Raw genomic sequence first — 20,809 nt, 5'->3', positions numbered from 1 at the left:
CATGTCTTTTCTTGCTCCAAAGAAGACAAAGTTTAGAAAAAGCCAGAGAGGCACTTTAAAGGGAAAAGCAAACAGGGGCAATAAGGTCTCCTTTGGTGAATACGGCATACAAGCTCTGGAGTCCTGCTGGCTCACCCAGAGGCAGATAGAGGCCGGCAGAATAGCCTTAGTGAGGGCTCTCAGAAAGGGTGCAAAGGTATGGATACAGGTATTTCCGGATAAGCCCTACACGAAGAAGCCTAACGAGGTTCGTATGGGTGGTGGAAAGGGCGACCCAGAGGGCTTTGTGGCAGTGGTTAGACCCGGAAAGATACTTTATGAGTTCTCTGGCGTCCCAGAAGAGGTGGCAGAAGAAGCCCACAGACTTGTAGATGCAAAACTACCCATAAAGACAAGGCTTGTGAAGGCTGGAGGTGTGAAGTGATGAAGGTAAAGGAGCTAAAAAAGCTTAGCCTTCAGGACCTTCTGAAGAAGGAAGAGGAATTAAGAAGGGAGCTTCTCAGGCTTAGGTTTAAGAAGAAGATAGAGGGACTGCCAAACCCTATGCAGATAAGAAATACGAGAAGGGACCTTGCAAGGGTTCTTACCCTTATAAGAGAAAAACAGCTGAGAGGTGAAGGATGATGGAAAAGCCTTGGCATCTGAGAAGAAAAGAGCTTGTGGGTTATGTGGTGAGTGATAAGATGGATAAAACGGTGGTGGTGAAGGTGGATAGAAGGGAAGCCCATCCCCTTTACAAAAAGCACATAATAAAGAGTAAAAAATATCATGCCCACGACCCCAACAACGAGTGCAGGGTTGGAGACCTGGTGGTTATAAGAGAAACAAGACCCCTCTCAAAGACCAAGAGGTGGGTGGTGGTAAAGATACTTCAGAGGGCAAAATCTCCTGAGGAGGCACTAAAAGAGTAAAAGTAAAATATCTTTATGCTCCTTCTTATTCTCTTTCTTTTGTCCTTTTCCCTTTCCTTCTCTCTTGAAGTTCTTTCCCAAAGCCTTGAGAGGTTGCCCGATGGAACTTTTAGAGCTACTGGTGACGTAGAGGCCTATTACAGGGAATATTATATAAAAGCGGATTTTATGACCTATGACCCAGGAAAAAGGCTAGTTTATGCCAGAGGTAATGTTTATATAAAGTCCGTGGACGGCAGGCTTGAAGTAAGGGGAACAGAGTCCTTTCTTGACCTTGAGAAGGATGTGGGATACTTCCTGGATGCAGAAGGTAGATTTGAAAAGTTTAATTTTACTGCGAAAAGGGTAAACAAGAGGGGAGAGGAGTATGAGGTAGAAGAAGGCTCTATAACCACCTGTCCACCGGATAAAAAGGAGATGAGACTATGCTTTTCAAGGGCACACATATCTCAAAGGTATGTTTTCAGTCAGAACAACTCCCTCAGGCTCTTTAACATACCCCTTGCCTACCTTCCGATTAGTCTCTTCCCCGTTGGGGAGAGAAGGTCTGGGGTCCTGCCCCCCATCATAGGCTCAAACACCTACAACACCCTTATCTACCAGCAACCCATCTATTGGGTCATATCAAAAAATAAGGATGCTACTTTGACCCTTGACTTCAGAGACAGGCAGGCAAAAGGCTTTGCCATTGAATACCGTCAGTCCATGAAAAGGGAGCTGGACCTTCTTGCTAACCTCTCCCTTTACAAAGAGCCTACACCGCCTGGTAAATGGTGGCAAGGAAGGGACCCATCCACCTTTAGGGAAAATCGCTACCGTATAAAGGCTGACCTGAACCTGGGAGACCTAAAGGCTGGTGTGGACCTTCTTTCGGACCCCTACTTTATGCAAGATGTCTACTTTACCACACGGGAAAGAACAGTGCCCTACCTTAGCTCTTACATAAGCTACAAAAGGGAGTGGGATAGATTCTTTTTGGCTTTTGACCTTAGAAGGTTCTATGACACCACCTCACCCAACAACAAGGAGACCCTCCAGAGGCTTCCCGAAATAGGGTTCTATCTGAAGGATAATCCTTTACTGCAAAATCTCTACTTTAACCTGAGCGTTTCCTATACGAACTTTTACAGGGAAGAGGGACTTAGAGCTCACAGACTTCTTCTATTTCCAGAATTTTCAATACCAAAACAGCTTTTTGGTCTTAACCTGCTTTCTATCCTTACTGTGGAAAACATTGCCTATTTAGATGTTAAAGGAGGAGACTTTAAAGATAAAGGCCTATTTGGAAGCGTTCGTTATAGAGAAAGCCTCCCCTATTTTTATAAGCTCACTCTCGGAAGGTTTGACCTTAGGAACACTTTTGAACTCTCCTATTCCTATAGGCCCAAGAGCTTTAATAACCCTAGATTTGACGACCTTGACAGTATAGACAAGGAGAACCTTCTTTCCTATACCCTTAGAAGCTACGGTTATTACAAAGAGAAACTTCTCTATAGCCTTTTTCTTTCTGGTGGATATAGCTATCTTGGTAAGTTTACCTACGCTGGACAGGAGGTCAGGGAGAAATTTCTACCAATTAGAACAGTCTTCTGGCTTTACCCCACAGGCTGGATTAGGTTTTCCTCAGACAGCGTCTATGACCCAGTTCATGGGCGTCTTTTAAAGACAATAGGCTCACTCACTTTGGCTGGTGAAGGCAAGAGTATAACTTTGGGTAGAACCATGGAAAGAAATTATGATGGAAGTAAGCTCAACGACCAGTATAACCTGTCCGCTTTCGCTCTATTATTTAAAAATATGAACCTGTCCTTTAGTCTCATAAGGGACAACAGAATAAACAAGGACCTTCAAAGACAAATAGGTTTGGATTACAGGGGTGCTTGCTGGAGTCTTGGTCTTTTGTTAAGGGACATATATGACGGCACAAGGAAAACCTACATCAAAGAGGTCTTTCTCGCCTTCAATATCTTTGACCTGCAAAGGTTCACAGTGCCTCTGAAAAGGTAAGCATATCTTTCAATTTCTTGGTTTGTACCTTTATGTCTTCTGAATGAAATATGCCAGAGCCTACCACCAATATGTCCGCACCAGCCCTTGCTACATCTACAATGTTGTCCTCCTTTATACCGCCGTCTATTTCTATGAGCACTGATGGGTTTATGTTCTCCACCATGGCTTTCAGAGCCCTTAGCCTTTGTATGGACCTTGGGATAAACCTCTGCCCGCCAAAGCCTGGGTTTACGGACATCAAAAGCACAAAGTCTGCGTAATGAAGTGCCTCCTCCAAAGCTCCAAGGGGAGTACCAGGGTTTATAACCACGCCTGCCTTTGCTCCAAGGCTCTTTATAAGCTCAAGGGTTCTGTGTATATGGGGTGTGTTTTCTATGTGGACGCTTACCATATCCGCACCAGCCTTTACAAAGTCTGGTATATACCTGTCTGGGTTTTCTATCATAAGATGGGCATCCAAGGGCAGGGGGCAGTGCCTTTTTATGCTCTCTAATAGCACGGGACCAAAGGTAATATTTGGCACAAAGTGCCCGTCCATTACATCAAAGTGTATAAGGTCCGCACCGCCTTCTACGCATGCCATTACCTGCTTTCCAAGTTCCCAAAAGTCCGCTGAGAGGATAGAGGGGGCAAGGAGTTTCATTCCGCCTCCTCCTCAACCCTTATAAGGATAGGCTTTCCCATAACCACAGGCAGGGTTTGCACCTCCTGCAAGGCTCTACGCATAGAGCTTTCGTAGGCTTTGTGGGTTAGGACCACCAACGGTACTATATGTTCGCCTTCTCTTCCTGCCAGCTTGCAGACCTTTTCCTTTTGTAGGACACTAGCTATGCTTATGTGGTGGTCTGCCAGGACTTTTGCTATGCTTGCCAGCACACCTGGTCTATCTGGCACATCAAACCTCAGGTAATACCGGCTGTAAAAATCTTCCGTCAGCTCTATCCTCTTGTCTTCCCAATTTATGGGATAGGTGCATACTTGCCCCGACTGTAGTCTGCAGGCTATGTCCACTATATCTGAAACCACCGCAGAGGCTGTAGGATGAGAGCCTGCACCCCTGCCGTAAAACATGGTTTTACCCACAAAGTCTCCCTCTACCATAATAGCGTTAAAAACATCAGAGACCTTTGCCAGCGGGTCTTCTTCTGGTAAAAAGGTAGGGTGGACCCTTACTTCAAGCTCCTCTCCTCTCTTTTTTGCTATGGCAAGGAGTTTAAGAGTATAGCCCAGCTCTTTTCCAAGTTCCACATCCAAAAGGTCAATGTTCCTTATGCCCTCCACATGGATACGAGAGAAAGGTAAAAAGCTACCAAAGGCTATAAAGGATAGTATGGCTATTTTATGGGCACTGTCCCAACCGTCTATGTCAAGGGATGGGTCCGCCTCTGCGTATCCCTTTTCTTGAGCCTCCTTTAAAGCCCTTTCAAAGTCCACATCCTCCTGAAGCATCCTTGTAAGTATGTAGTTGGTGGTGCCGTTAAGTATGCCGTAAATGGCTTTTATGTTGTTGCCCACAAGGCACTCTCTAATTGCCTTCACAATAGGTATGCCACCGCCTACAGAGGCCTCAAAGCCTATATGCAGACCTCTTTCTTGAGCAAGGCTAAAAAGCTCTTCACCTTCCTCCGCAAGGAGGTGCTTGTTAGCAGTCACCACATGCTTGCCCGCTTGCAATGCCTCTCTTATCAATTCTTTCGCAAAACCCTTTCCTCCCACAAGTTCTACCACTATGTGGGAGTTTTCAATAACCTCTTTGTAGTTCTGTGTTCTGAGTGCCTCCGGCACATGGAAATGTCTTGGTCTGCCCCAGTCCCTATCCGCTACCTTTGAAAGCTCCAGCTCTATGCCAGTCCTTTTTCTTATGGTCTGTGCGTTTTTAAGGAGGAGCTCCACCACGCCCGTGCCCACCACACCGCAACCCACAATACCCACACGGACCTTCAATGCTTGCCTCCATGACTTGTTCTATAGGGCACAGGTATGTATTGCACCGAAGGAACCTGCGAGCCCATAGGCTGTGGGAAGAGCTCCATGAGGGCATAAACCTCCTCTGGCACTTCTGTGCTTACATTTAGTCCAAGGCTTTTGAGGTATTCCACAGTCAGAGGATAGTCATGGGTGTATTTGCCAGTGGCAAGCTCCTCTGCTATGTGCTTTGCTTTTTGCTCCTCCATGCCGTTTTGTGTCAAAAGCCACACAAGGTAAGACCTCATCTGCTCTATGGCTTTCTGGGCTATATCTGCCATAATGAGGGTTTGGTCTTCTATTTCCTTTAGCTCCTTTTGCTGAAGCACCTTCAAGATGGACGCAGCAGGCATCTGACCTATCTGGGGGTCCACTGGTCCCAGCACCGCATTGGGGTCCATCACAATTTCATCGGAAGCCAAAGCCAGCAAGGTTCCACCGGACATGGCATAGTGAGGCACAATTACCCTTACGGAACCTTTGTGCCTTACAAGGGCGTTGGCAATTTGCGTAGCTGCAAGGGCAAGACCACCTGGAGTATGCACTATGAGGTCTATGGGCATATCTGGTGGCGTCATCCTTATGGCTCTTAGCACCTGCTCAGAGTCCTCTATGTTTATGTATCGGAAGATGGGAATGCCAAAAAAGCCAAGACTTTCCTGCCTGTGTATAAGGGTTATAACTCTGCTACCCCTCTTTTCCTCCAGCTGTCTAATAAGGGACTCCCTTGCCTTTGAAAGGAGCATCCTTTTCCAAAAGGGCAAAAAGAAAAAAACCAACAGCAAGAAAAACCACAGGAAGTTAAGAAGAAAAAAGAAAGGATTGTAGTAAGGTTGCTCCATGTGGAAAATTATACCATACAAGGGTATTCTCTTGCCTGCAGTGGCTTGGGGTGTGGTATAATATTTTATGTATGGTTCTAGGGTTTAAAAAACCCTTGATATTTTGACAACTGAATACAGTGATTTTCCTGCTGGACTTTGCACTATTGCCAGTTTGTAACAAATAGCCCTCCCTTGAGAGGAGTGGTGGCTTGAAGGATAGAGCCTGCCAATATTTCCTTAGGCTTTGAGCTTTTTCCATTAGAATAACCATATGTCAAGGGCAGAGCTAAGGATAAAGGTTGAAAACCTTGTGGAAAATGTTAAAAGTCTTTGCCGGTTTTCCCAAAAGCCCATCATAGCGGTGGTCAAGGCGGATGCCTATGGTGTGGGTGCAATGCAGGTTTGCTCTGTGTTGGAAGGTCTAAAGGAGGTTTCCGCTTTTGCGGTTGCCTGCGTGGAGGAGGGTATAGAGCTAAGGAAAGCCGGCACAAAGAAGAAGATTCTCGTGCTTGGAGGAGTTCTAAAGGGAGAGGAGCGTGCTTTTGTGGAGTATGCTTTGACGCCGGTGGTTTCTCACAGGGAGCATTTGAAGGTCCTTGAGGGTATAGACATACCTATTCAGGTAAAATACGACACGGGTATGGGAAGGCTTGGCTTTCTGGAGGAGCTGGTGAAAGACCGCAGGGTTGAAGGGGTTTTAAGCCACCTTTCAAGTCCTCTGGACGAAGACCACTCAAGACTTCAGATAGAGCGATTTCAAAGGATAACAAAACACTACCAAAACCTCAAGTATGTTCACATGGAAAGCTCTGCTGGTGTTATTTACCACATTCCCTTCACCACCCATATACGCATAGGACTTGCCCTGTATGGAGAAAAGCCCATGCAAAACTACCCAGTGGAACTAAAGCCTGTGTTAGAACTAAGAGCCAAGCTCCTTTCTGTAAAAACTCTACCCACAGGCTTTCCTGTTTCTTACTCAAAGAGCTACATAACAGACAAGCCCACAAGGGTGGGAGTGGTTGCCTTTGGCTATGCGGACGGTCTTATGAAGAGCCTATCTGGCAAGGCAAACCTTTTCTACAGGGGAAAGCCCCTTAGAATACTTGGCAACATTACCATGGATATGAGCATGGTAGACCTCACGAACACAGATGCTAAGGTGGGAGATTGGGTAGAGATCGTGGGACAAAACCAGAGCTTTACAGACCTTGCAAAACTTGCTGGAACTATACCCTATGAGCTTATGACTAACCTATCAAGTAGGATAAGGAGGGTAGTGTTATAATACTAACAAAGGAGGCTTATTATGCAAAAAGCCCTTGTATGGCTCTCTTACGATTTATCTGTAGGTGGTGATTACGAAGGTTTGTATACTTTTTTGGACACTCTTGGTGCAAAGGAATGTGGAGATTCTCTTGCCTTTTTTGAGTATGAGTATAAATCGGACTTAGAAAGTGAGTTGAAAGAGGAAATAAGAGAAAAAGTGAGCTTAAATAAGGATGACAGAATATACATTATAGCCACATATTACACTCAAGAAGGCAAAAAAAAGTTCGTAGCAAAGTTTTTATATGGGAAAAGAAAGAGACCACCTTGGCAAGGTTATGCAAAGGTTGAATACGATGATGTACTTGACATACAAGAATGAAATATGTGCTTTTGGACAGTGGTTGTAAGAATTGAAGAGTAAGTCCATGCTTATAACCTTTGAAGGTATAGACGGCTCTGGCAAGAGCACTCAGGCAAAAAGGCTTTATGAATATCTTAATGCAAAGGGTTATAAGGTTTCTCTATACAGAGACCCCGGGTCTACGCCTCTTGCGGAGAAGATAAGGGAGCTTTTGTTGAATTTTGAAATGGACCCAACCACGGAACTCTTGCTTTTTGAGTCCGCAAGGTCAAGCCTTGTGTGGGAAAGAATCTTTCCAGACTTAAAAGAGGGAAAGATAGTTATTCTTGACCGTTTTATAGACTCCACAACCGCCTATCAGGGCTACGGCAGGGAGATAAACCTCGGCACGGTAAGTATTCTAAATCACATAGCCATCAGAGGTAGAAAGCCTGATATAACCTTCTTGCTAAATGTTCCCCTTGAGGTAGCCTTAGAGAGGATTAAGGGTAAAAAAACCCGTTTTGAAAACAGAGAGTATCTCAGAAAAGTAAGGGATGCCTACATACTTATGGCAAACCAAGAGAGGGAGAGGATAGTGCTAATTGATGGAAACAGAGATATGGAAGAAGTTTTTGAGGATGTTCTTAGTGTCCTCAGAGAAAGACTTGGGCTTGATATATAATTTTGAGAGGAGGCTCTGCCATGCAAGACTGTATATTCTGCAAGATAGTGAGGAAGGAAATTCCCTCAAAGGGTGTTTATGAAGATGAATTGGTTTATGCTTTCCATGATATCAACCCAGTTGCACCTACACACATTTTAATAATTCCTAAAAAGCACATAGTTGGTATTCAGAGCCTTGAGCCTGAGGATGTGCCTCTGGTGGGTCATATGTTCTATGTGGCAAGGAGGCTTGGAGAAGAGCTGGGTTATGCACCCGATGAAGACTTAAATAAAGGCTACAGGCTAGTCTTTAACGTGGGAAGGGATGCAGGGCAAAGCGTCTTTCATCTTCATCTTCACTTTATTGCAGGGAGGAGTATGTCCTGGCCACCGGGCTGATATCCTTTAGGGATTGGATGTCTCAAAAGGTAAGGGAGTATTATCAAAGGGATTTCAGGAAAGATTTTTTTACCGCACCAGAGCTTGACAGAGCCTTTGGATATGCCCTAGCGGAGCATATGGCAGAGCTTATAAGGGACTTCGGAGAGCCTGTCCTTCTTGAGCTTGGCGGTGGCAGTGGAGTGCTCGCCTACGATGTGCTTAGCTATTTCAGAGAAAAAGAGCCTGAGCTATTTGAAAGGCTCAGATACTACATCTACGACTTTAGCCCTACCCTAATTGATATCCAAAGAAAAAGGTTGAAGGACTTTGAAGGCAAGGTTTTTTGGTGTGAGCATCTCTTCCCCTTTGAGGGTGTGGTTTTCTCCAACGAATTTTTTGACTGTCTACCAGTGCATGTAGTGAAGGAAGGCAAGGAGCTTTTTGTCAAGAATGGGCAAGAGGTATGGCTTGAGCTGGAGGATGAGCGTGTAAAGGAAATGCTCAAAAGGATGGGCTACGAAGGGCTTTCACAGATTGTGGAGGTTTGTGTGGACTGTGTGGAGTTTCTCAGAGAGCTTTCAAAGAATCTAATAGGAGGCTACCATCTGGTGATAGATTACGGCTATACCTCTCAAGAGCTATACAGATTCCCTGAGGGCACGGTTTTGGGTTATCGCTCTCACAGGGTTGAGAAAAATCCTTTGAAAAGCCAGAAACCTGTTGATATAACAGCCCATGTAAACTTTTCGGTGCTGGAAGAGTATGGGAAAGACTTTGGGCTTGAAAGAGTTTATTTGAAAAGCATGAGGGATTTTCTTTTGGAAAGCTCCGCCTTTGTGCAGGAGCTTGAAATTCTTGGTTTTTCCCAAGAGCCTGAGGACATAGAAAGGTTCTCGCGTCTTAAGACCATGCTGTTGAGCATGGGCGACCGCTTTAGGGTATTACTTCAAAGAGCCCTAAGTTCCAACTCGTAGACTTCCCCTCTGTTCTGTATGGCAAGCGTTCCAGTCCTTCCAGTAAGAACCAGCACCCTTCCATCCTTTGTGGTAAGCACCGCCTGCACGGATTCTTCAAAGTTTCCACCCCTTATGGGTCTTATAAACACAAGGTCTTTACGCCTCTCTCCTATAACAAAGAGCTCACCTCTGCTGTATTTGACTATGTCTAAAAATCTTTGCACTATACCTGTATGGTTTTTCACCACAAAAGCCATGTTGAAGTTTAAAAACCTTGCCCCTGTGCCCGGTGGGTTAAAGATGAAATTGACTTTTCCTTGCTCAAGAGGGATTTCCACAAGGGTATAAGAACCACCAAAGCCCTCTTCTGTTGAAAAGACCTCCGTATCTCCTCTATAGATCCTTACCCTACCAATGCTATCTGTAAAAACAAGATAGTCTCCAAAATAGAAGGCACTGTCTATCCTAAAGCCTCTTGGAGCAAGAAAAGCTCCCGTCTCCCTTAAGTTTTCTCCCTCTAAGGACAACCTCACTGTTTGACCAAACCTATCTCTGAAGTTAAACCTTTGACCTATAAAGGTCTCCTTTGGTCTGCTTTTGTCAAGAACGCTCATTATGTAGGGAATATTTCTTCTTACAGGAACAAAGCTGTCGCCCACTGACCTCAAAATGAGAGAGTTTGCTGAGTCTCCAGATACCATGTTTACAAGCACAAGGTCTCTACCATCAGTGCCTATCTTGCCACATCTGAGACCTACGGGAACACCTGCAGGCAAGCTGTAGTCAAACCTCTTTACCAAGTCGTTTTTCAAAAGCTCATAAACCTCAACCCTTCCAGAAAAAAGCACTACAAGAAACTCTTTACCAGTCCCAGTAAGGTCACAAAGGTCTGCGGATAGAGGTAGCGATGGCAAGGCTCTGAGAAGCCTTGGTCTTGCAAGCAGGTTTATATCCTCAAGGCTTGCCCTCTCTATGCCCTGCACTACCGCCTGCTGTGTTTGGAAAAAGGCTACAGGAGAGTTTCTATACTCCACACCTATGCCGTCCTTTAACTCCTTTATGGTGTAGGTGCATGTTTTTTCCCTTTTTAATTCTGGCAGGACTGAACGAAGTTTGAAAAACCAATCTTCCGAACCATCAAAGCACACATCTTTTGCCAAAAGCCTTATTCTATCTCCTTCCCTCGGAGACCCTTCAATAAGTTTTGCGTGAGAGAAGTTATCCTGCACCTCTTCCACTCTGAGAACCCCTACTTGTTGGCTTTCTCTTCCTATAACCTGCTTTGTAATGGGATGGACTATCTCTTTGCCCTCTCTAAGGATTGTAAACTCCTCACCAACCCTTACCTTTTCTCTGCCAAGGTCTATAAGCACTCTGTTTGCGTCCACTTTTACCACGTAGCCTTCCCTTTGGAAAAAGTCCTTTAAGCCTTGCAAAGCATCCTGTGCCCATACACTTACAGAAAAGAAGAATATAAGAATTAAGACAAGCCTTCCCATAGCTCCTCCATGGCTTTTATTATAGCGTCAGTCATAGCCTCTGTTCCCACTTTTATACAACCCTCGCTGTATATGTCTGGAGTTCTGTAGCCCCTTTCAAGCACCAATTCCACTGCTCTATCTATAAGGTCTGATTCTCTCGTTAACCCAAAGGAATACCTAAGCATCATGCTTGCAGAAAGTATGGTAGCTATCGGGTTTGCCACACCCTTGCCTGCTATATCTGGTGCAGAGCCATGCACTGGCTCATAGAGAGCATACTTGTCTCCAAGGCTGGCAGAGGGTAGCATCCCAAGACTACCCGTTATAACCGCCGCCTCGTCAGAGAGTATGTCTCCAAAGATATTACCCGTCACTATCACATCAAAGGAAGAGGGTCTTCTCACTATCTGCATGGCACAGTTATCCACATAAAGGTGCTCTAACTCCACATCGGGGTAATTTTTTGCTTCTTCTTCTACTACTTCCTTCCATAAACCACTAACCTCTAAAACGTTGGACTTGTCAACGCTTGTAAGTTTTTTTCTTCTCTGAAGGGCTATTTCAAAGGCTTTACGCACAACACGCCTTATCTCATCCTCTGTATACTTCATGGTGTTTATGCCTACCCTTTTGCCACTCTCCACAAAGATACCCCTTGGCTCTCCATAGTAGACATCCCCTGTAAGCTCTCTAACCACTATAAAGTCTGTCCCCCTTGCAACCTCTTCCTTTAGAGGAGAAGAACTAATAAGTGGCTCGTAAACCTTTGCAGGTCTGAGGTTTGCATAAAGGTCAAGAGCCTTTCTTATACCCAAAAGACCCTTCTCTGGTCTTTTATCTGTGGGAAGGCTATCCCACTTGGGACCTCCCACTGCACCAAGAAGCACTGCGTCCGACTTAAGGCATAGCTCCACCGTCTCCTGTGGCAAGGGCGTGCCCTTCTGGTCTATGGCAGAGCCACCTATAAGAGCCTTTTCAAAAAGGAAGTCCAAACCCGAGAGCTCGCCAAGCCTTTTTAGCACCCTAAGGGCAGAAGCAATTATTTCTGGACCTATTCCATCTCCCTCTAAAACCGCTATCTTGAAAGTAGGCATACACTGTATTATACTAAACCTTATGCTTGAACTGCTTACTGAAAAGTTTAGCAAGGCTCTTGGTAAGGTAAAAGATACGAGAAAGCTAACCGAAAAGCAGGTCAACGATGTGTTAAGGGAAGTAAGAACCGCCCTTATAGAGGCGGATGTGGATTACGAGGTAGTAAAGGGCTTCTTAAAAAGAGTCCGAGAAAGGGCTTTGACCGAAGACCTGACCAAAAGCCCATCACCGCAAGATAGCTTTCTGCTTACCATATACGAAGAGCTTGTCCAAACCCTCGGTGGTCAAAAGCAGGACCTAAAAAAGGGTATGGTGCTTTTTGTGGGACTTCAGGGAACTGGTAAGACCACCAGCATAGGCAAGATAGCCAACTATCTAAAGGAGCAAGGCTTTAAGGTATCTTTGAGCTCCACAGACGTTAGAAGACCTGCAGCGATGCTACAGCTTCAAAGGCTTGCGGAGAAAATAGGCGTCCCTTACTATGGCTTTGAGGAGGGTCTTACTGCGGTGGAAATAGCCAAAAGGGCACTTCAAAAAGCCAAAGAAGAATCTGTAGACTACCTTCTTCTTGATACCGCAGGAAGGCTCCATATAGACGAGGAGCTTATGGAAGAACTAAGACAAATAAAGGAAGCTGTCAAGCCTTCAGAAATTATATACGTAGCGGATGCCATGCAAGGACAGTCTGCCCTTGAGTCTGCAAAAACCTTCCATGAGCTTCTCGGTCTTACTGGAGTGGTGCTTACAAAGATGGATGGTGATGCAAGAGGTGGTGTTGCCCTTTCTGTTAAAGAAGCTCTTGGCGTGGGTGTGAAGTTCATAGGAGTGGGTGAAAAGATTGAAGACATCGAGCCCTTCTATCCAGATAGGATAGCTCAAAGAATATTAGGTCTCGGTGATATACAGACCCTTGCGGAGAAAGTTCAGAAGGTAATTCCAGAAGATGAAGCACAGGCTCTTGCCTTTAAGGTTCTCAAAGGAGAGTTTGACCTTGAGGACATGCTAAAGCAGATTCGGTTTATAAAAAACATGGGACCCCTTGACAAGCTCCTTGGTATGCTCCCGGGCATAGGTGCACAGCTCAAGGGTCTAAAGATAGATGAGAATAAATTTAAGAAAACAGAAGCTATAATCCTCTCCATGACAAAGCAAGAGAGGAGAAATCCAAAAATAATAAACATGAGTAGGAAGCAGAGGATAGCAAAAGGTAGTGGGACAACGGTTTCTGATGTAAACAAAGTCCTAAAGGAATACGAAGAAATGAAAAAGATGATAAAAAAGCTAAAAAACATGCAGGGCATGCCACAGCTACCAAAATTCCCCTTCCCCTTCAAAAGATAAACACTTTACTTTTTCTCTCTCTATTGCACTTCTTATATCTTCTTCTGTTTGCTTATATTCTGGTTTTTGTGCCTTGGCTAAGGCTTCCTCTATTAGTTTTAAAGCCAAGCAATGGTCTCCTTTCTTGTTAAGCACATAGGCTAAGTTATTCAAAAGGTCTGGGTCTCTTTTTATCTCTAAAGCCCTTAGGTATAGCTCCTCCGCCCTTTCCCACTTTTCTTCCCTTGCGTATATGTTTCCAAGATTATAGTAGGCTATCCAGTTTTTTCTGTCCTTTCTTATAGCCTTCTTGTATTCTTCTCTTGCCAATTCTATCTTACCCTGTTTTTCGTATATGTATCCAAGATTTACATGCTCTTCAGAGGTGAGCGGGTCAGTATACATTATAATTCTGGCACAGGAGGAGAGCAGTAAAAGAAAGGTAAACAAAACTAATATCATTCTAATATCCCAACAAGGAAGGTTTCACTCCCGAAGAAATATCCATGCCCCACATCTATACCTAACTTGAGAGCTAAGTTAAGCTTCTTTAATGAATCTATGTTTTTAAAGCCAAGTTTTACTTTGAAAAGCTTAAGATTAGCTATTAGACGCTCCAGGTTTGATATTTTTGTGTTTGTGTAGAAATCTTCACTAAAAAACACATAATCGAAAGTCCCTACTCTGAATTCTTTAACCTCATAACCAATCGTGCTGTATCCATCAAGGGCAGATTTTAATCCGCTCTTCTTTAGGAAACTTATGGCTTTAGCTAAATCTGCTAATTTCATATCCTGAGGAAGACAAACAACGAAGTTTTTACTGATAACTGGAAGATACTCAAGGTCCATAGCTATTGGTTTTTTAATGAAGATAGGCTTTGTGAGAACTTTTTTTGCTACCGCTTTTAGCACCATTGTTTCCGCTTGTGCCCTCAAGTCTTTGTCTACAATATCTTTGAAGCTAAGTTCTGAATTTCCAGAAAGTATCCTTGTCAAAACCCAGTATCCATGGAGACTCTGATCCTTGAGATTTACTACACTCTCAAGGTTGGCGTAAACTTTTATACTTTTACCCTCCATCGGGAAATATGTTATAATAAGTCAGGAGGTCTTGCAATGGCTATAACTGTGAGAGTTCCCACACCTTTGAGAAGGATAACCAACGGTCAAGGTGAGGTTCAGGTGCAAGCAAGCACTATAAAAGAAGCTATAGAAAAACTTGAAGAAGCCTACCCGGGCTTTAAGGAAAGGCTTGTGGACGAGCAAGGCGAAGTAAGAAGGTTTGTAAACCTATACCTTAATGATGAAGACATAAGGTTTTTGAAGGGTCTTGACACAGAACTAAAGGATGGAGATGTGCTGTCTATAGTCCCTGCCATTGCAGGCGGTTATAGATGAAGCCTCTCAATACTTAAAAGTATATCCTCAAAGAGTGCAAGGGCAAGCCCTTGGTGAGGTAGCTGTATAACGAGCCTTTCTATACCGCCTGTATAGACTATAACCGTATCTTCTTTTAGTTCTATAGTTCTGATATGAAAGTAGGGCACCGCTATAACTTTGTCTTCTCTTCTGTATATGAAATACCTTGATTCTATTTCTATGCCATAATTTCTAAGCTCTTCTCTCCTGCTTTTCATACCAATCCTGGCGGTATCTTTATTGGGCTTTCAAACCTTTCTTGCTCTTGTTTTAGCACCATGGCGTAAACGCCAAAGCAGTATTTTCCAAGCTCTACCACCCTCCCTACCCTTAAGCCTGCCTCTTCAAGCATAAGACCTATTTCCCACTCAGAATAAACCTCCTCTGGTGGAGGACCCTTGTCCCTTTCTTCCTTCTTCCAGTCTATTATAGACACATACGCCAATGGCTTGCAAACCCTTTTTATCTCCTCCATATAGCTTACTGGCTCTTCAAGCTCATGGAATACAAAAGCCATAAAGACAAAATCTACCAAGTTATCCGAAAGGGGTATGCGGTTCTCTTCCGAAAGTAATACCTCCACGTTAGATAGCCCAAGCTCTTTTACCTTTTTGCTTGCATACTCCACTGCCAGAGGTTCTGTGTCTATGGCATATACCTTGCCCTCTGAGCCTACCGCCTCTGAAAGGTATGGCAGGTAAAAGCCTGCACCAGTGCCCACATCAAGCACCTTCATTCCTTTTCTAAGCCCAAACTCCCTTAGGACCTTCTGGGGGTCAAAGAGCTCAAGCCTGCTGGGGTCGTCAAGTTTTTGCAGTTTTGAGGGGTCAAATTTATGTCCCATGAGAAAATTATATTAGCTTTAGAAGTTCTCTGAGCTGTTTTATCTCATCTCTGAGCTTTGCAGCCTTTTCAAACTCCCACCTTTTGGCACATTCCCACATTTCCTTTTCCAACTTGCTTATCCTCTGTATTAGGTCTTCCTCTGAGGATATGCCTTTGGGTAGCTTTAGGGGGAGCTTTACATAGTCCAGCTCCTCTATAGCCAAAAGCTCCTTTATAGGCTTTACTATACTCTTTGGAGTTATGCCATGCTCTTGGTTGTATTTCTCCTGAAGCTGTCTTCTTCTGTTTGTCTCTTCTATTGCCCTTCTCATGGACTCTGTTATCCTGTCCGCATAGAGGATGGCTTTGCCGTTAAGGTTTCTCGCAGCACGCCCTATAGTTTGGATCAGTGAGGTGTAGCTCCTTAGAAAGCCTTCCTTGTCCGCCTCAAGTATGGCAACAAGGGAAACCTCTGGTAGGTCAAGCCCTTCTCTTAGAAGGTTAACGCCCACTATAACCTCAACAGTGCCTTCTCTTAGCTCCTTTACCACCTTTGCTCTCTCTATGGCATCAAGGTCTGAGTGTAGGTATTTTGCCTTTATGCCTCTTTCGTTTAGATAATCAGAGACCTCCTCCGCAAGTCTTTTCGTGGTAGTCAAAACCAAAGCCCTTTCTCTTCTCTTTTTCCTCTCTTGAATTTCCCTTATTAAGTCTTCAAGCTGGTTTCTCGTGGGACGCACTTCCACCACGGGGTCAAGAAGCCCAGTGGGTCGGACAATCTGCTCCACTATTACACCCTTGCTCCTTTGGACTTCCCAATCTCCAGGGGTTGCGGACATGTATATAACTTGGTTGAGCTTTTGCAAGAACTCCTCAAACTTAAGAGGTCTATTGTCAAGAGCAGAGGGAAGTCTCCAGCCGTATTCTACGAGTTTTTCCTTTCTTGAACGGTCTCCGTTATACATGGCTCTGACCTGAGGAATAGTCACGTGGGATTCATCCACTATAAGAAGAAAATCCTCAGGAAAATAGTCAAGAAGGGTAAAGGGTGGCTCTCCCGGTTTTCTGCGGTCAAAGTATCTGGAATAGTTTTCTATTCCCTTACAATGTCCAAGCTCCCTTATCATCTCCATATCGTGCATGGTTCTTTGATAGAGCCTTTGGGCTTCCACAAGTTTTCCATTAGCCTTAAACCACTCAACCCTTTCCTTTAGGTCCTTCTCAATCTCTCTTAGGGCTTCCTCTATGGTATCCCTTGGTGCCACATAGTGGCTTGCGGGAAAGAGAACAACCTTTTTGAGGTCTTTTATCTTATGTCTGTTTAAGGCATCCATCAAGCTAATGGAATCTATTTCGTCATCCCAAAACTCAATCCTTATAAGCTGGTCTTCCATATCTGAAGGGACAACCTCAAGGGCGTTGCCTTTTACCGTAAAGGTTGCCCTCCTTATGGCATAGTCGCTCCTTTCGTAGCCTATCTCTACCAGTTTCCTCGTGAGTTTACTTAGGCTATACCTCTGACCCACCTCAAGGGATATTCTCAAGGAATAGTAAGCCTCTGGTGAGCCAAGACCGTATATGCAAGAGACAGAGGCAACCACTATAACATCCCGCCTTTCAAGAACTGATACGGTGGCAGAATGCCTGTATCTCTCAAGAATCTCATTTATGCTCGCATCCTTTTCTATGTAAAGGTCCTTTTCTGGTATGTATGCCTCTGGCTGATAGTAGTCGTAATAGGAAATGAAGTATTCCACTGCGTTTTCTGGAAAGAGCTCCTTTAGCTCCCTGTATAGCTGTGCAGCGAGTATCTTGTTATGAGCTATTATAAGGGTTGGCTTGTTATACTTTTCTATCACATTGGCTATGGTAAAGGTTTTGCCTGTGCCAGTGGCACCCAAAAGCACCTGCTCCTTTACTCCAGACTCCAAGTTTTCAAGAAGTTCTCTTATAGCCTTTGGTTGGTCTCCTGCAGGTTTGAGAGGAGTCTTAATGCTAAAGCCAGTAAGAGTTTTCATAACTTATAATTTAAACCTGTGAAAGCACTCCTGCTAACAGAGGGCTCTTCTTCCATCGGGCACGGACACATAACAAGATGCCTCTCTTTATATCAGGCTTTTGAAACCCTCGGGCATGAACCCTTTTTACTCGTGGCAGGAGACAGCTCTGTGGAGAGCCTTTTGAAAGATAAAAACCATAGAATCTTTGACTGGCATAAAAACTGGAAAACCCTAATTGAGAAAATAGAGGACTATAATGTAGTGGTAGTGGACTCTTACCTTGCAAGTGAGGAATTCTATCAAGAAATATCCAAAAGGGTAAAGCGTAAACTTTACATAGATGACTACAAGAGGATTGACTATCCTTCAGGCATCGTGCTAAACGGAGGCGTATACGCTTATGAATTGGCATATCCTCAGAAAATGGGTCTTAAATACCTTCTTGGACCCAGATATATACCTCTCAGAAGTGCCTTTTGGAAGGTAAAGAGAAGGAACATAAGGCAAAAAGCTAAAAGGATACTTATAACCTTTGGCGGAGACGATTCAAAAAACATGACACCAAAAGTTTTGAAATCCCTTAGAGAACACTTCAAAGACCTTGAGTTTTTGGTTGTTGTTGGCAAGGGCTTTCGCAATATTGAGGAGATAAGTGCTTTGGCGGACAAGCAAGTTAATCTTTTTGAGGGTCTTAGTGCAGAAGGCATGAGGGAGCTTATGCTTTTGGCGGACATAGCCATAAGTGCTGGAGGGCAGACCACCTACGAGCTTGCGAGGGTTGGCACACCTGCAGTCCTTGTGGCAGTAGCAGAGAACCAGCTGTTAAACTGTAAAGGATGGCACAATATAGGCTTTGCCTTTTACGCAGGCTGGTGGGAGGACAAAGACATAATTGAAAAGGTTATCACCCATACAGAAAGCATAATGGACTATAAGGTAAGAGAAAAGATGGCAAAAGTAGGCAAAAAGACCGTAGATGGAAAGGGAGCTTTGAGAGTTGTAAAAGAGCTTACAAAAGACTAATATTATCCTTATGGAGCAAGTAGAGCTTCAAAAAACCTATCAGATAAGGAACTTCTATGACCTATTGCAGGCTCTTAGAGAACATCCCGAGTGGCTTGAGGAACTGAGAACTCTTATACTGACCGCAGACCTTATAGAGCTACCCAAGAAGTTTGACAGGTTTGTAAAGGAAAGGTTCGAGCCCTTAGAGGAAAAGGTTGCCAAAATTCAAGAGGACGTGGAGGCAGTAAAACAAACCACTGCACGAACTGAAAAAAGGGTTGAAGTCCTTGAGAAAGATGTGGCATGGCTAAAAAAGGAGGTAAAATCTTTAAAGGTGGATGTGGCGTCTTTGAAAGGTGATAACCTTGAAAGAAAGGTTAGAGAGAAAGCACCTGCATATTTTGGAAGGTTCTTCAGAAAGATAAAAGTCATAGACATACAACAATGGGCAGAAAAACTTGACGATGCGGAAGAACAAGGCTTGATAACTCCCGAAGAAAGAGAACAAGCCTTAAATCTTGATATTTTGCTAAGGGCTAAAAAAGGAGAGAAAGAATTCCTTCTTGCGGTTGAAGTATCATATACTGTAGATGAAAAAGACGCAGTAAGGGCTTTGGAAAGGGCAGACATTTTCTATAAACTCTATCAGATAGAAACCATCCCAGTAGTTGTAGGCGTTGAAATCCCTCCAGAGCTTGAAGAAAAGCATAAGGAAGTGCTCTTTATAAGGGTTGTTCAAGAACAGAACCCTTCTTAATCATTCCCATCACTATCACATCCTTCCATCTTCCATCCTTAAAAACAAACTCCCTTAGCCTACCTTCCTCTTCAAAGCCCATCCTTTTGTGAAAATTTATAACTCTTTCATTATCTTCTATAACCTCAAGTTTTAGAGTATGCAACTGTGCAACATCAAAAGCAAGACTTATGGCACTCTTTTCCAAAATAAGACCCGCTCCATGAATTTTCTCTTCTGGGTTTGCATATATTCCAAAGTAGGCATTGCGATTGCGAAAATCTACCTTTGTCAAGCTAAGCACACCAACAGCCTTATCAACCTTATAAACAAGATAGTAAAAATTTCTTTTGTCATGTTTTAGACCTTCTATGAAGTTAACATGCTCCTCTTTACTTATCTCATGGTCTGTATACATCCACCTTCTAACCTCTGGATGATTTCTCCACCTTCTGACCATTTCAATCTCTTCCTCATTCAAGTTCACAAAATTTTTCAATAGCACATCTCCAAGCTCTATATTTCTCCTTAAGTTCTCTGATGGGTGTATCCCATCCTTTTTCTCTGATAAAGGGCTCAAATATGTTGTATTCTCTTCTGTAATGCTTTGAGCCCCCCCATGTTGTTTAATGGGCTTTATTTTCAGGGTTTTTATACTTTCCCAGTTTTCTTTAAAAAGCTCTTGAATTTCTCTATGGAGTTTCAAGTATGAACTCCTTAGTGTTTCCTTTTCCTCGTCTATAAAGACCTCTTTTTGCACCAATATGTCTCCAGTATCCACACCTTCATCCACAAGATGAATAGTCACACCCTTTGGTGTGTCTTCCAAAAAGCTCCATACATTTGGATAAGCACCTCTATTATAAGGAAGAAAGGATATGTGAAGATTTATTATTCTTGGATAGTAAGCTCTTACTACTTCCTTTGGTATTATGTGCTTGTAGTTGTAGCTTATTATGAAGTCAGGGCTTAATTTTTTGACGAGTTCTAAGTTAACCTTCTCTTCTATATATATAACCTCTTCACCTATGCTTTTTAGCCACTCTAAAAGCTCAATACTATGCTCGTTTCCACCAAGAAGTAACACCTTCATAGTATCTCTCTGACAAGTTTAAAACCTTCTGCATATTCTACACCTATTTGTAGACCTCTTAACCTTGCTAAATATTCTACACCTTCAACGGACCTTGGATGTGGGTATGTCCTTAATTCACTTTCATAGCAACTCAAAGCCTCAACTTTTTTCCTTATATGCTCTGTAGAAAGTATAAAATATGTATCTGGTTGAAAACCCAAAGGATAGTTCCACTCAGTTGATGATAGCACTTCGCACGAGTCTATTTTTTTAACAGGATTGCCGGGCTGAGGTCTAGTTGCGGTTAGCACTGCTTTATAGGTTATCTGGTGGTTTATGTTGAGGTCTTTTTCGTAGTGGGTAAATATTATTTCTGGCTTTAGCTCTCTTATAACCTTCTCTATAGACTTTACAATATCAAGCAATGGCACAGTATCAAATCTATTATCAGGAAAATCATAAAATATCACATCTCTAACACCTATCTTCTTGTTGGCTTTAATCGCATTTCTTTTAAGGTCTTCCA

Annotated in this window: 25 protein-coding genes; 13 read left to right on the top strand and 12 right to left on the bottom strand. The window is 43.5% G+C overall.

What is annotated here, in order from left to right; translation table 11 throughout:
* The first annotated feature begins 1 nt into the window (after position 1).
* Genes rplP through G3M65_RS03860 form a run of 4 tightly spaced genes read left to right on the top strand, consistent with a single transcriptional unit; the run spans position 2 to position 2,918 of the window.
* Positions 2-424: a 50S ribosomal protein L16 gene (gene rplP, locus G3M65_RS03875; RefSeq protein WP_173833290.1), complete on the top strand. Its 423-nt coding sequence runs from the start codon at positions 2-4 to the stop codon at positions 422-424.
* Positions 424-624 carry a 50S ribosomal protein L29 gene (gene rpmC / locus G3M65_RS03870; protein WP_173834663.1) on the top strand — a complete coding sequence of 67 codons (201 nt, stop codon included), beginning with the start codon at positions 424-426 and terminating at the stop codon, positions 622-624. The genes rplP and rpmC overlap by 1 nt, the downstream gene beginning before the upstream one ends.
* Complete coding sequence (gene rpsQ / locus G3M65_RS03865) at positions 621-911, top strand: 30S ribosomal protein S17 (RefSeq protein ID WP_217422988.1); 291 nt, start codon at positions 621-623, stop codon at positions 909-911. Before rpmC ends, rpsQ begins: the two co-directional genes overlap by 4 nt.
* A 15-nt stretch (positions 912-926) precedes the next feature.
* Positions 927-2,918: an LPS-assembly protein LptD gene (locus G3M65_RS03860; protein WP_173833289.1), complete on the top strand. Its 1,992-nt coding sequence runs from the start codon at positions 927-929 to the stop codon at positions 2,916-2,918.
* On the opposite strand, the gene rpe is transcribed toward G3M65_RS03860, so the two are convergent.
* Genes rpe through G3M65_RS03845 form a run of 3 tightly spaced genes read right to left on the bottom strand, consistent with a single transcriptional unit; the run spans position 2,896 to position 5,728 of the window.
* On the bottom strand, positions 2,896-3,564 hold the full coding sequence (gene rpe, locus G3M65_RS03855; protein WP_173833288.1) for a ribulose-phosphate 3-epimerase: 669 nt from the start codon (positions 3,562-3,564) through the stop codon (positions 2,896-2,898). The two genes, G3M65_RS03860 and rpe, sit on opposite strands and share 23 nt — an antisense overlap.
* On the bottom strand, positions 3,561-4,865 hold the full coding sequence (locus G3M65_RS03850; protein ID WP_173833287.1) for a homoserine dehydrogenase: 1,305 nt from the start codon (positions 4,863-4,865) through the stop codon (positions 3,561-3,563). The genes rpe and G3M65_RS03850 overlap by 4 nt, the downstream gene beginning before the upstream one ends.
* Positions 4,862-5,728: an SDH family Clp fold serine proteinase gene (locus tag G3M65_RS03845; RefSeq protein WP_173833286.1), complete on the bottom strand. Its 867-nt coding sequence runs from the start codon at positions 5,726-5,728 to the stop codon at positions 4,862-4,864. The genes G3M65_RS03850 and G3M65_RS03845 overlap by 4 nt, the downstream gene beginning before the upstream one ends.
* A 253-nt stretch (positions 5,729-5,981) precedes the next feature.
* Here G3M65_RS03845 and alr point away from each other — a divergent pair, with 253 nt between their 5' ends.
* The 5 genes from alr to G3M65_RS03820 are packed head-to-tail and all read left to right on the top strand — an operon-like array spanning position 5,982 to position 9,343.
* Positions 5,982-6,998 carry an alanine racemase gene (gene alr, locus G3M65_RS03840; protein ID WP_173833285.1) on the top strand — a complete coding sequence of 339 codons (1,017 nt, stop codon included), beginning with the start codon at positions 5,982-5,984 and terminating at the stop codon, positions 6,996-6,998.
* A 21-nt stretch (positions 6,999-7,019) separates the two neighbouring features.
* A complete protein-coding gene (locus tag G3M65_RS03835) occupies positions 7,020-7,361 on the top strand; it encodes a hypothetical protein (protein ID WP_173833284.1) in 342 nt (113 codons plus the stop codon).
* Positions 7,362-7,407: 46 nt separating this feature from the next.
* Entirely contained in the window at positions 7,408-8,007 is a 600-nt protein-coding gene (gene tmk / locus G3M65_RS03830; RefSeq protein WP_173833283.1) for a dTMP kinase, read from the top strand.
* Positions 8,008-8,027: 20 nt separating this feature from the next.
* Complete coding sequence (locus G3M65_RS03825) at positions 8,028-8,387, top strand: histidine triad nucleotide-binding protein (RefSeq protein WP_173833282.1); 360 nt, start codon at positions 8,028-8,030, stop codon at positions 8,385-8,387.
* A 17-nt stretch (positions 8,388-8,404) separates the two neighbouring features.
* Positions 8,405-9,343: an SAM-dependent methyltransferase gene (locus G3M65_RS03820; RefSeq protein WP_254426308.1), complete on the top strand. Its 939-nt coding sequence runs from the start codon at positions 8,405-8,407 to the stop codon at positions 9,341-9,343.
* Here the strand turns inward: G3M65_RS03820 and G3M65_RS03815 are convergent.
* Both G3M65_RS03815 and leuB read right to left on the bottom strand, forming a co-directional pair.
* Positions 9,316-10,824, bottom strand: coding sequence for a hypothetical protein (locus G3M65_RS03815; protein WP_173833281.1), 1,509 nt, complete (start codon positions 10,822-10,824; stop codon positions 9,316-9,318). The two genes, G3M65_RS03820 and G3M65_RS03815, sit on opposite strands and share 28 nt — an antisense overlap.
* Complete coding sequence (leuB, locus tag G3M65_RS03810; protein WP_173833280.1) at positions 10,806-11,900, bottom strand: 3-isopropylmalate dehydrogenase; 1,095 nt, start codon at positions 11,898-11,900, stop codon at positions 10,806-10,808. The genes G3M65_RS03815 and leuB overlap by 19 nt, the downstream gene beginning before the upstream one ends.
* A gap of 22 nt (positions 11,901-11,922) precedes the next feature.
* On the opposite strand from leuB, the gene ffh reads away from it, so the two are divergent.
* Positions 11,923-13,242: a signal recognition particle protein gene (gene ffh / locus G3M65_RS03805; RefSeq protein ID WP_173833279.1), complete on the top strand. Its 1,320-nt coding sequence runs from the start codon at positions 11,923-11,925 to the stop codon at positions 13,240-13,242.
* Here ffh and G3M65_RS03800 read toward each other — a convergent pair.
* Both G3M65_RS03800 and G3M65_RS03795 read right to left on the bottom strand, forming a co-directional pair.
* Positions 13,210-13,683: a tetratricopeptide repeat protein gene (locus G3M65_RS03800; protein WP_173833278.1), complete on the bottom strand. Its 474-nt coding sequence runs from the start codon at positions 13,681-13,683 to the stop codon at positions 13,210-13,212. The two genes, ffh and G3M65_RS03800, sit on opposite strands and share 33 nt — an antisense overlap.
* Complete coding sequence (locus G3M65_RS03795; protein WP_173833277.1) at positions 13,680-14,303, bottom strand: diguanylate phosphodiesterase; 624 nt, start codon at positions 14,301-14,303, stop codon at positions 13,680-13,682. The genes G3M65_RS03800 and G3M65_RS03795 overlap by 4 nt, the downstream gene beginning before the upstream one ends.
* A 36-nt stretch (positions 14,304-14,339) precedes the next feature.
* On the opposite strand from G3M65_RS03795, the gene G3M65_RS03790 reads away from it, so the two are divergent.
* The gene (locus G3M65_RS03790) at positions 14,340-14,621 is read left to right on the top strand and encodes a ubiquitin-like small modifier protein 1 (protein ID WP_173833276.1); all 282 of its coding nucleotides are present in this window, start codon (positions 14,340-14,342) and stop codon (positions 14,619-14,621) included.
* On the opposite strand, the gene G3M65_RS03785 is transcribed toward G3M65_RS03790, so the two are convergent.
* Genes G3M65_RS03785 through uvrB form a run of 3 tightly spaced genes read right to left on the bottom strand, consistent with a single transcriptional unit; the run spans position 14,612 to position 17,485 of the window.
* Positions 14,612-14,860, bottom strand: a complete 249-nt coding sequence (locus tag G3M65_RS03785) for a hypothetical protein (protein ID WP_173833275.1) — start codon at positions 14,858-14,860, stop codon at positions 14,612-14,614. The genes G3M65_RS03790 and G3M65_RS03785 overlap by 10 nt on opposite strands.
* A complete protein-coding gene (locus tag G3M65_RS03780; RefSeq protein WP_173833274.1) occupies positions 14,857-15,486 on the bottom strand; it encodes a class I SAM-dependent methyltransferase in 630 nt (209 codons plus the stop codon). Before G3M65_RS03780 ends, G3M65_RS03785 begins: the two co-directional genes overlap by 4 nt.
* A gap of 7 nt (positions 15,487-15,493) precedes the next feature.
* Positions 15,494-17,485 (bottom strand): excinuclease ABC subunit UvrB, encoded by a 1,992-nt coding sequence (gene uvrB, locus G3M65_RS03775; protein WP_173833273.1) that lies wholly within the window; start codon positions 17,483-17,485, stop codon positions 15,494-15,496.
* 18 nt (positions 17,486-17,503) lie between these two features.
* On the opposite strand from uvrB, the gene pseG reads away from it, so the two are divergent.
* Complete coding sequence (gene pseG, locus G3M65_RS03770; protein ID WP_173833272.1) at positions 17,504-18,490, top strand: UDP-2,4-diacetamido-2,4,6-trideoxy-beta-L-altropyranose hydrolase; 987 nt, start codon at positions 17,504-17,506, stop codon at positions 18,488-18,490.
* A gap of 10 nt (positions 18,491-18,500) precedes the next feature.
* Complete coding sequence (locus G3M65_RS03765) at positions 18,501-19,229, top strand: hypothetical protein (protein ID WP_173833271.1); 729 nt, start codon at positions 18,501-18,503, stop codon at positions 19,227-19,229.
* Here the strand turns inward: G3M65_RS03765 and pseH are convergent.
* Both pseH and G3M65_RS03750 read right to left on the bottom strand, forming a co-directional pair.
* Positions 19,195-20,301 carry a UDP-4-amino-4,6-dideoxy-N-acetyl-beta-L-altrosamine N-acetyltransferase gene (gene pseH / locus G3M65_RS10480; RefSeq protein ID WP_217422987.1) on the bottom strand — a complete coding sequence of 369 codons (1,107 nt, stop codon included), beginning with the start codon at positions 20,299-20,301 and terminating at the stop codon, positions 19,195-19,197. The two genes, G3M65_RS03765 and pseH, sit on opposite strands and share 35 nt — an antisense overlap.
* On the bottom strand, positions 20,298-20,768 hold the full coding sequence (locus G3M65_RS03750; RefSeq protein WP_343203648.1) for a PIG-L deacetylase family protein: 471 nt from the start codon (positions 20,766-20,768) through the stop codon (positions 20,298-20,300). The genes pseH and G3M65_RS03750 overlap by 4 nt, the downstream gene beginning before the upstream one ends.
* Positions 20,769-20,809 lie beyond the last annotated feature (41 nt).

It is taken from the genome of Hydrogenobacter sp. T-8, from assembly GCF_011006175.1.
Taxonomy (GTDB): Bacteria; Aquificota; Aquificia; order Aquificales; family Aquificaceae; genus Pampinifervens; species Pampinifervens florentissimum.
The sequence above is the reverse complement of the archived record's forward strand: the minus strand, read 5'-3'. Positions and strand labels throughout refer to the sequence as shown.

Bases quoted from the DNA above. Each gene is read 5' to 3' on its own strand.
- rplP (WP_173833290.1), top strand. From the start codon at position 2: ATGTCTTTTCTTGCTCCAAAGAAGACAAAGTTTAGAAAAAGCCAGAGA.
- rpmC (WP_173834663.1), top strand. From the start codon at position 424: ATGAAGGTAAAGGAGCTAAAAAAGCTTAGCCTTCAGGACCTTCTGAAG.
- rpsQ (WP_217422988.1), top strand. From the start codon at position 621: ATGATGGAAAAGCCTTGGCATCTGAGAAGAAAAGAGCTTGTGGGTTAT.
- G3M65_RS03860 (WP_173833289.1), top strand. From the start codon at position 927: ATGCTCCTTCTTATTCTCTTTCTTTTGTCCTTTTCCCTTTCCTTCTCT.
- rpe (WP_173833288.1), bottom strand. From the start codon at position 3,564: ATGAAACTCCTTGCCCCCTCTATCCTCTCAGCGGACTTTTGGGAACTT.
- G3M65_RS03845 (WP_173833286.1), bottom strand. From the start codon at position 5,728: ATGGAGCAACCTTACTACAATCCTTTCTTTTTTCTTCTTAACTTCCTG.
- alr (WP_173833285.1), top strand. From the start codon at position 5,982: ATGTCAAGGGCAGAGCTAAGGATAAAGGTTGAAAACCTTGTGGAAAAT.
- G3M65_RS03835 (WP_173833284.1), top strand. From the start codon at position 7,020: ATGCAAAAAGCCCTTGTATGGCTCTCTTACGATTTATCTGTAGGTGGT.
- tmk (WP_173833283.1), top strand. From the start codon at position 7,408: ATGCTTATAACCTTTGAAGGTATAGACGGCTCTGGCAAGAGCACTCAG.
- G3M65_RS03825 (WP_173833282.1), top strand. From the start codon at position 8,028: ATGCAAGACTGTATATTCTGCAAGATAGTGAGGAAGGAAATTCCCTCA.
- G3M65_RS03820 (WP_254426308.1), top strand. From the start codon at position 8,405: ATGTCTCAAAAGGTAAGGGAGTATTATCAAAGGGATTTCAGGAAAGAT.
- G3M65_RS03815 (WP_173833281.1), bottom strand. From the start codon at position 10,824: ATGGGAAGGCTTGTCTTAATTCTTATATTCTTCTTTTCTGTAAGTGTA.
- leuB (WP_173833280.1), bottom strand. From the start codon at position 11,900: ATGCCTACTTTCAAGATAGCGGTTTTAGAGGGAGATGGAATAGGTCCA.
- ffh (WP_173833279.1), top strand. From the start codon at position 11,923: ATGCTTGAACTGCTTACTGAAAAGTTTAGCAAGGCTCTTGGTAAGGTA.
- G3M65_RS03800 (WP_173833278.1), bottom strand. From the start codon at position 13,683: ATGATATTAGTTTTGTTTACCTTTCTTTTACTGCTCTCCTCCTGTGCC.
- G3M65_RS03795 (WP_173833277.1), bottom strand. From the start codon at position 14,303: ATGGAGGGTAAAAGTATAAAAGTTTACGCCAACCTTGAGAGTGTAGTA.
- G3M65_RS03790 (WP_173833276.1), top strand. From the start codon at position 14,340: ATGGCTATAACTGTGAGAGTTCCCACACCTTTGAGAAGGATAACCAAC.
- G3M65_RS03785 (WP_173833275.1), bottom strand. From the start codon at position 14,860: ATGAAAAGCAGGAGAGAAGAGCTTAGAAATTATGGCATAGAAATAGAA.
- G3M65_RS03780 (WP_173833274.1), bottom strand. From the start codon at position 15,486: ATGGGACATAAATTTGACCCCTCAAAACTGCAAAAACTTGACGACCCC.
- uvrB (WP_173833273.1), bottom strand. From the start codon at position 17,485: ATGAAAACTCTTACTGGCTTTAGCATTAAGACTCCTCTCAAACCTGCA.
- G3M65_RS03765 (WP_173833271.1), top strand. From the start codon at position 18,501: ATGGAGCAAGTAGAGCTTCAAAAAACCTATCAGATAAGGAACTTCTAT.
- pseH (WP_217422987.1), bottom strand. From the start codon at position 20,301: ATGAAGGTGTTACTTCTTGGTGGAAACGAGCATAGTATTGAGCTTTTA.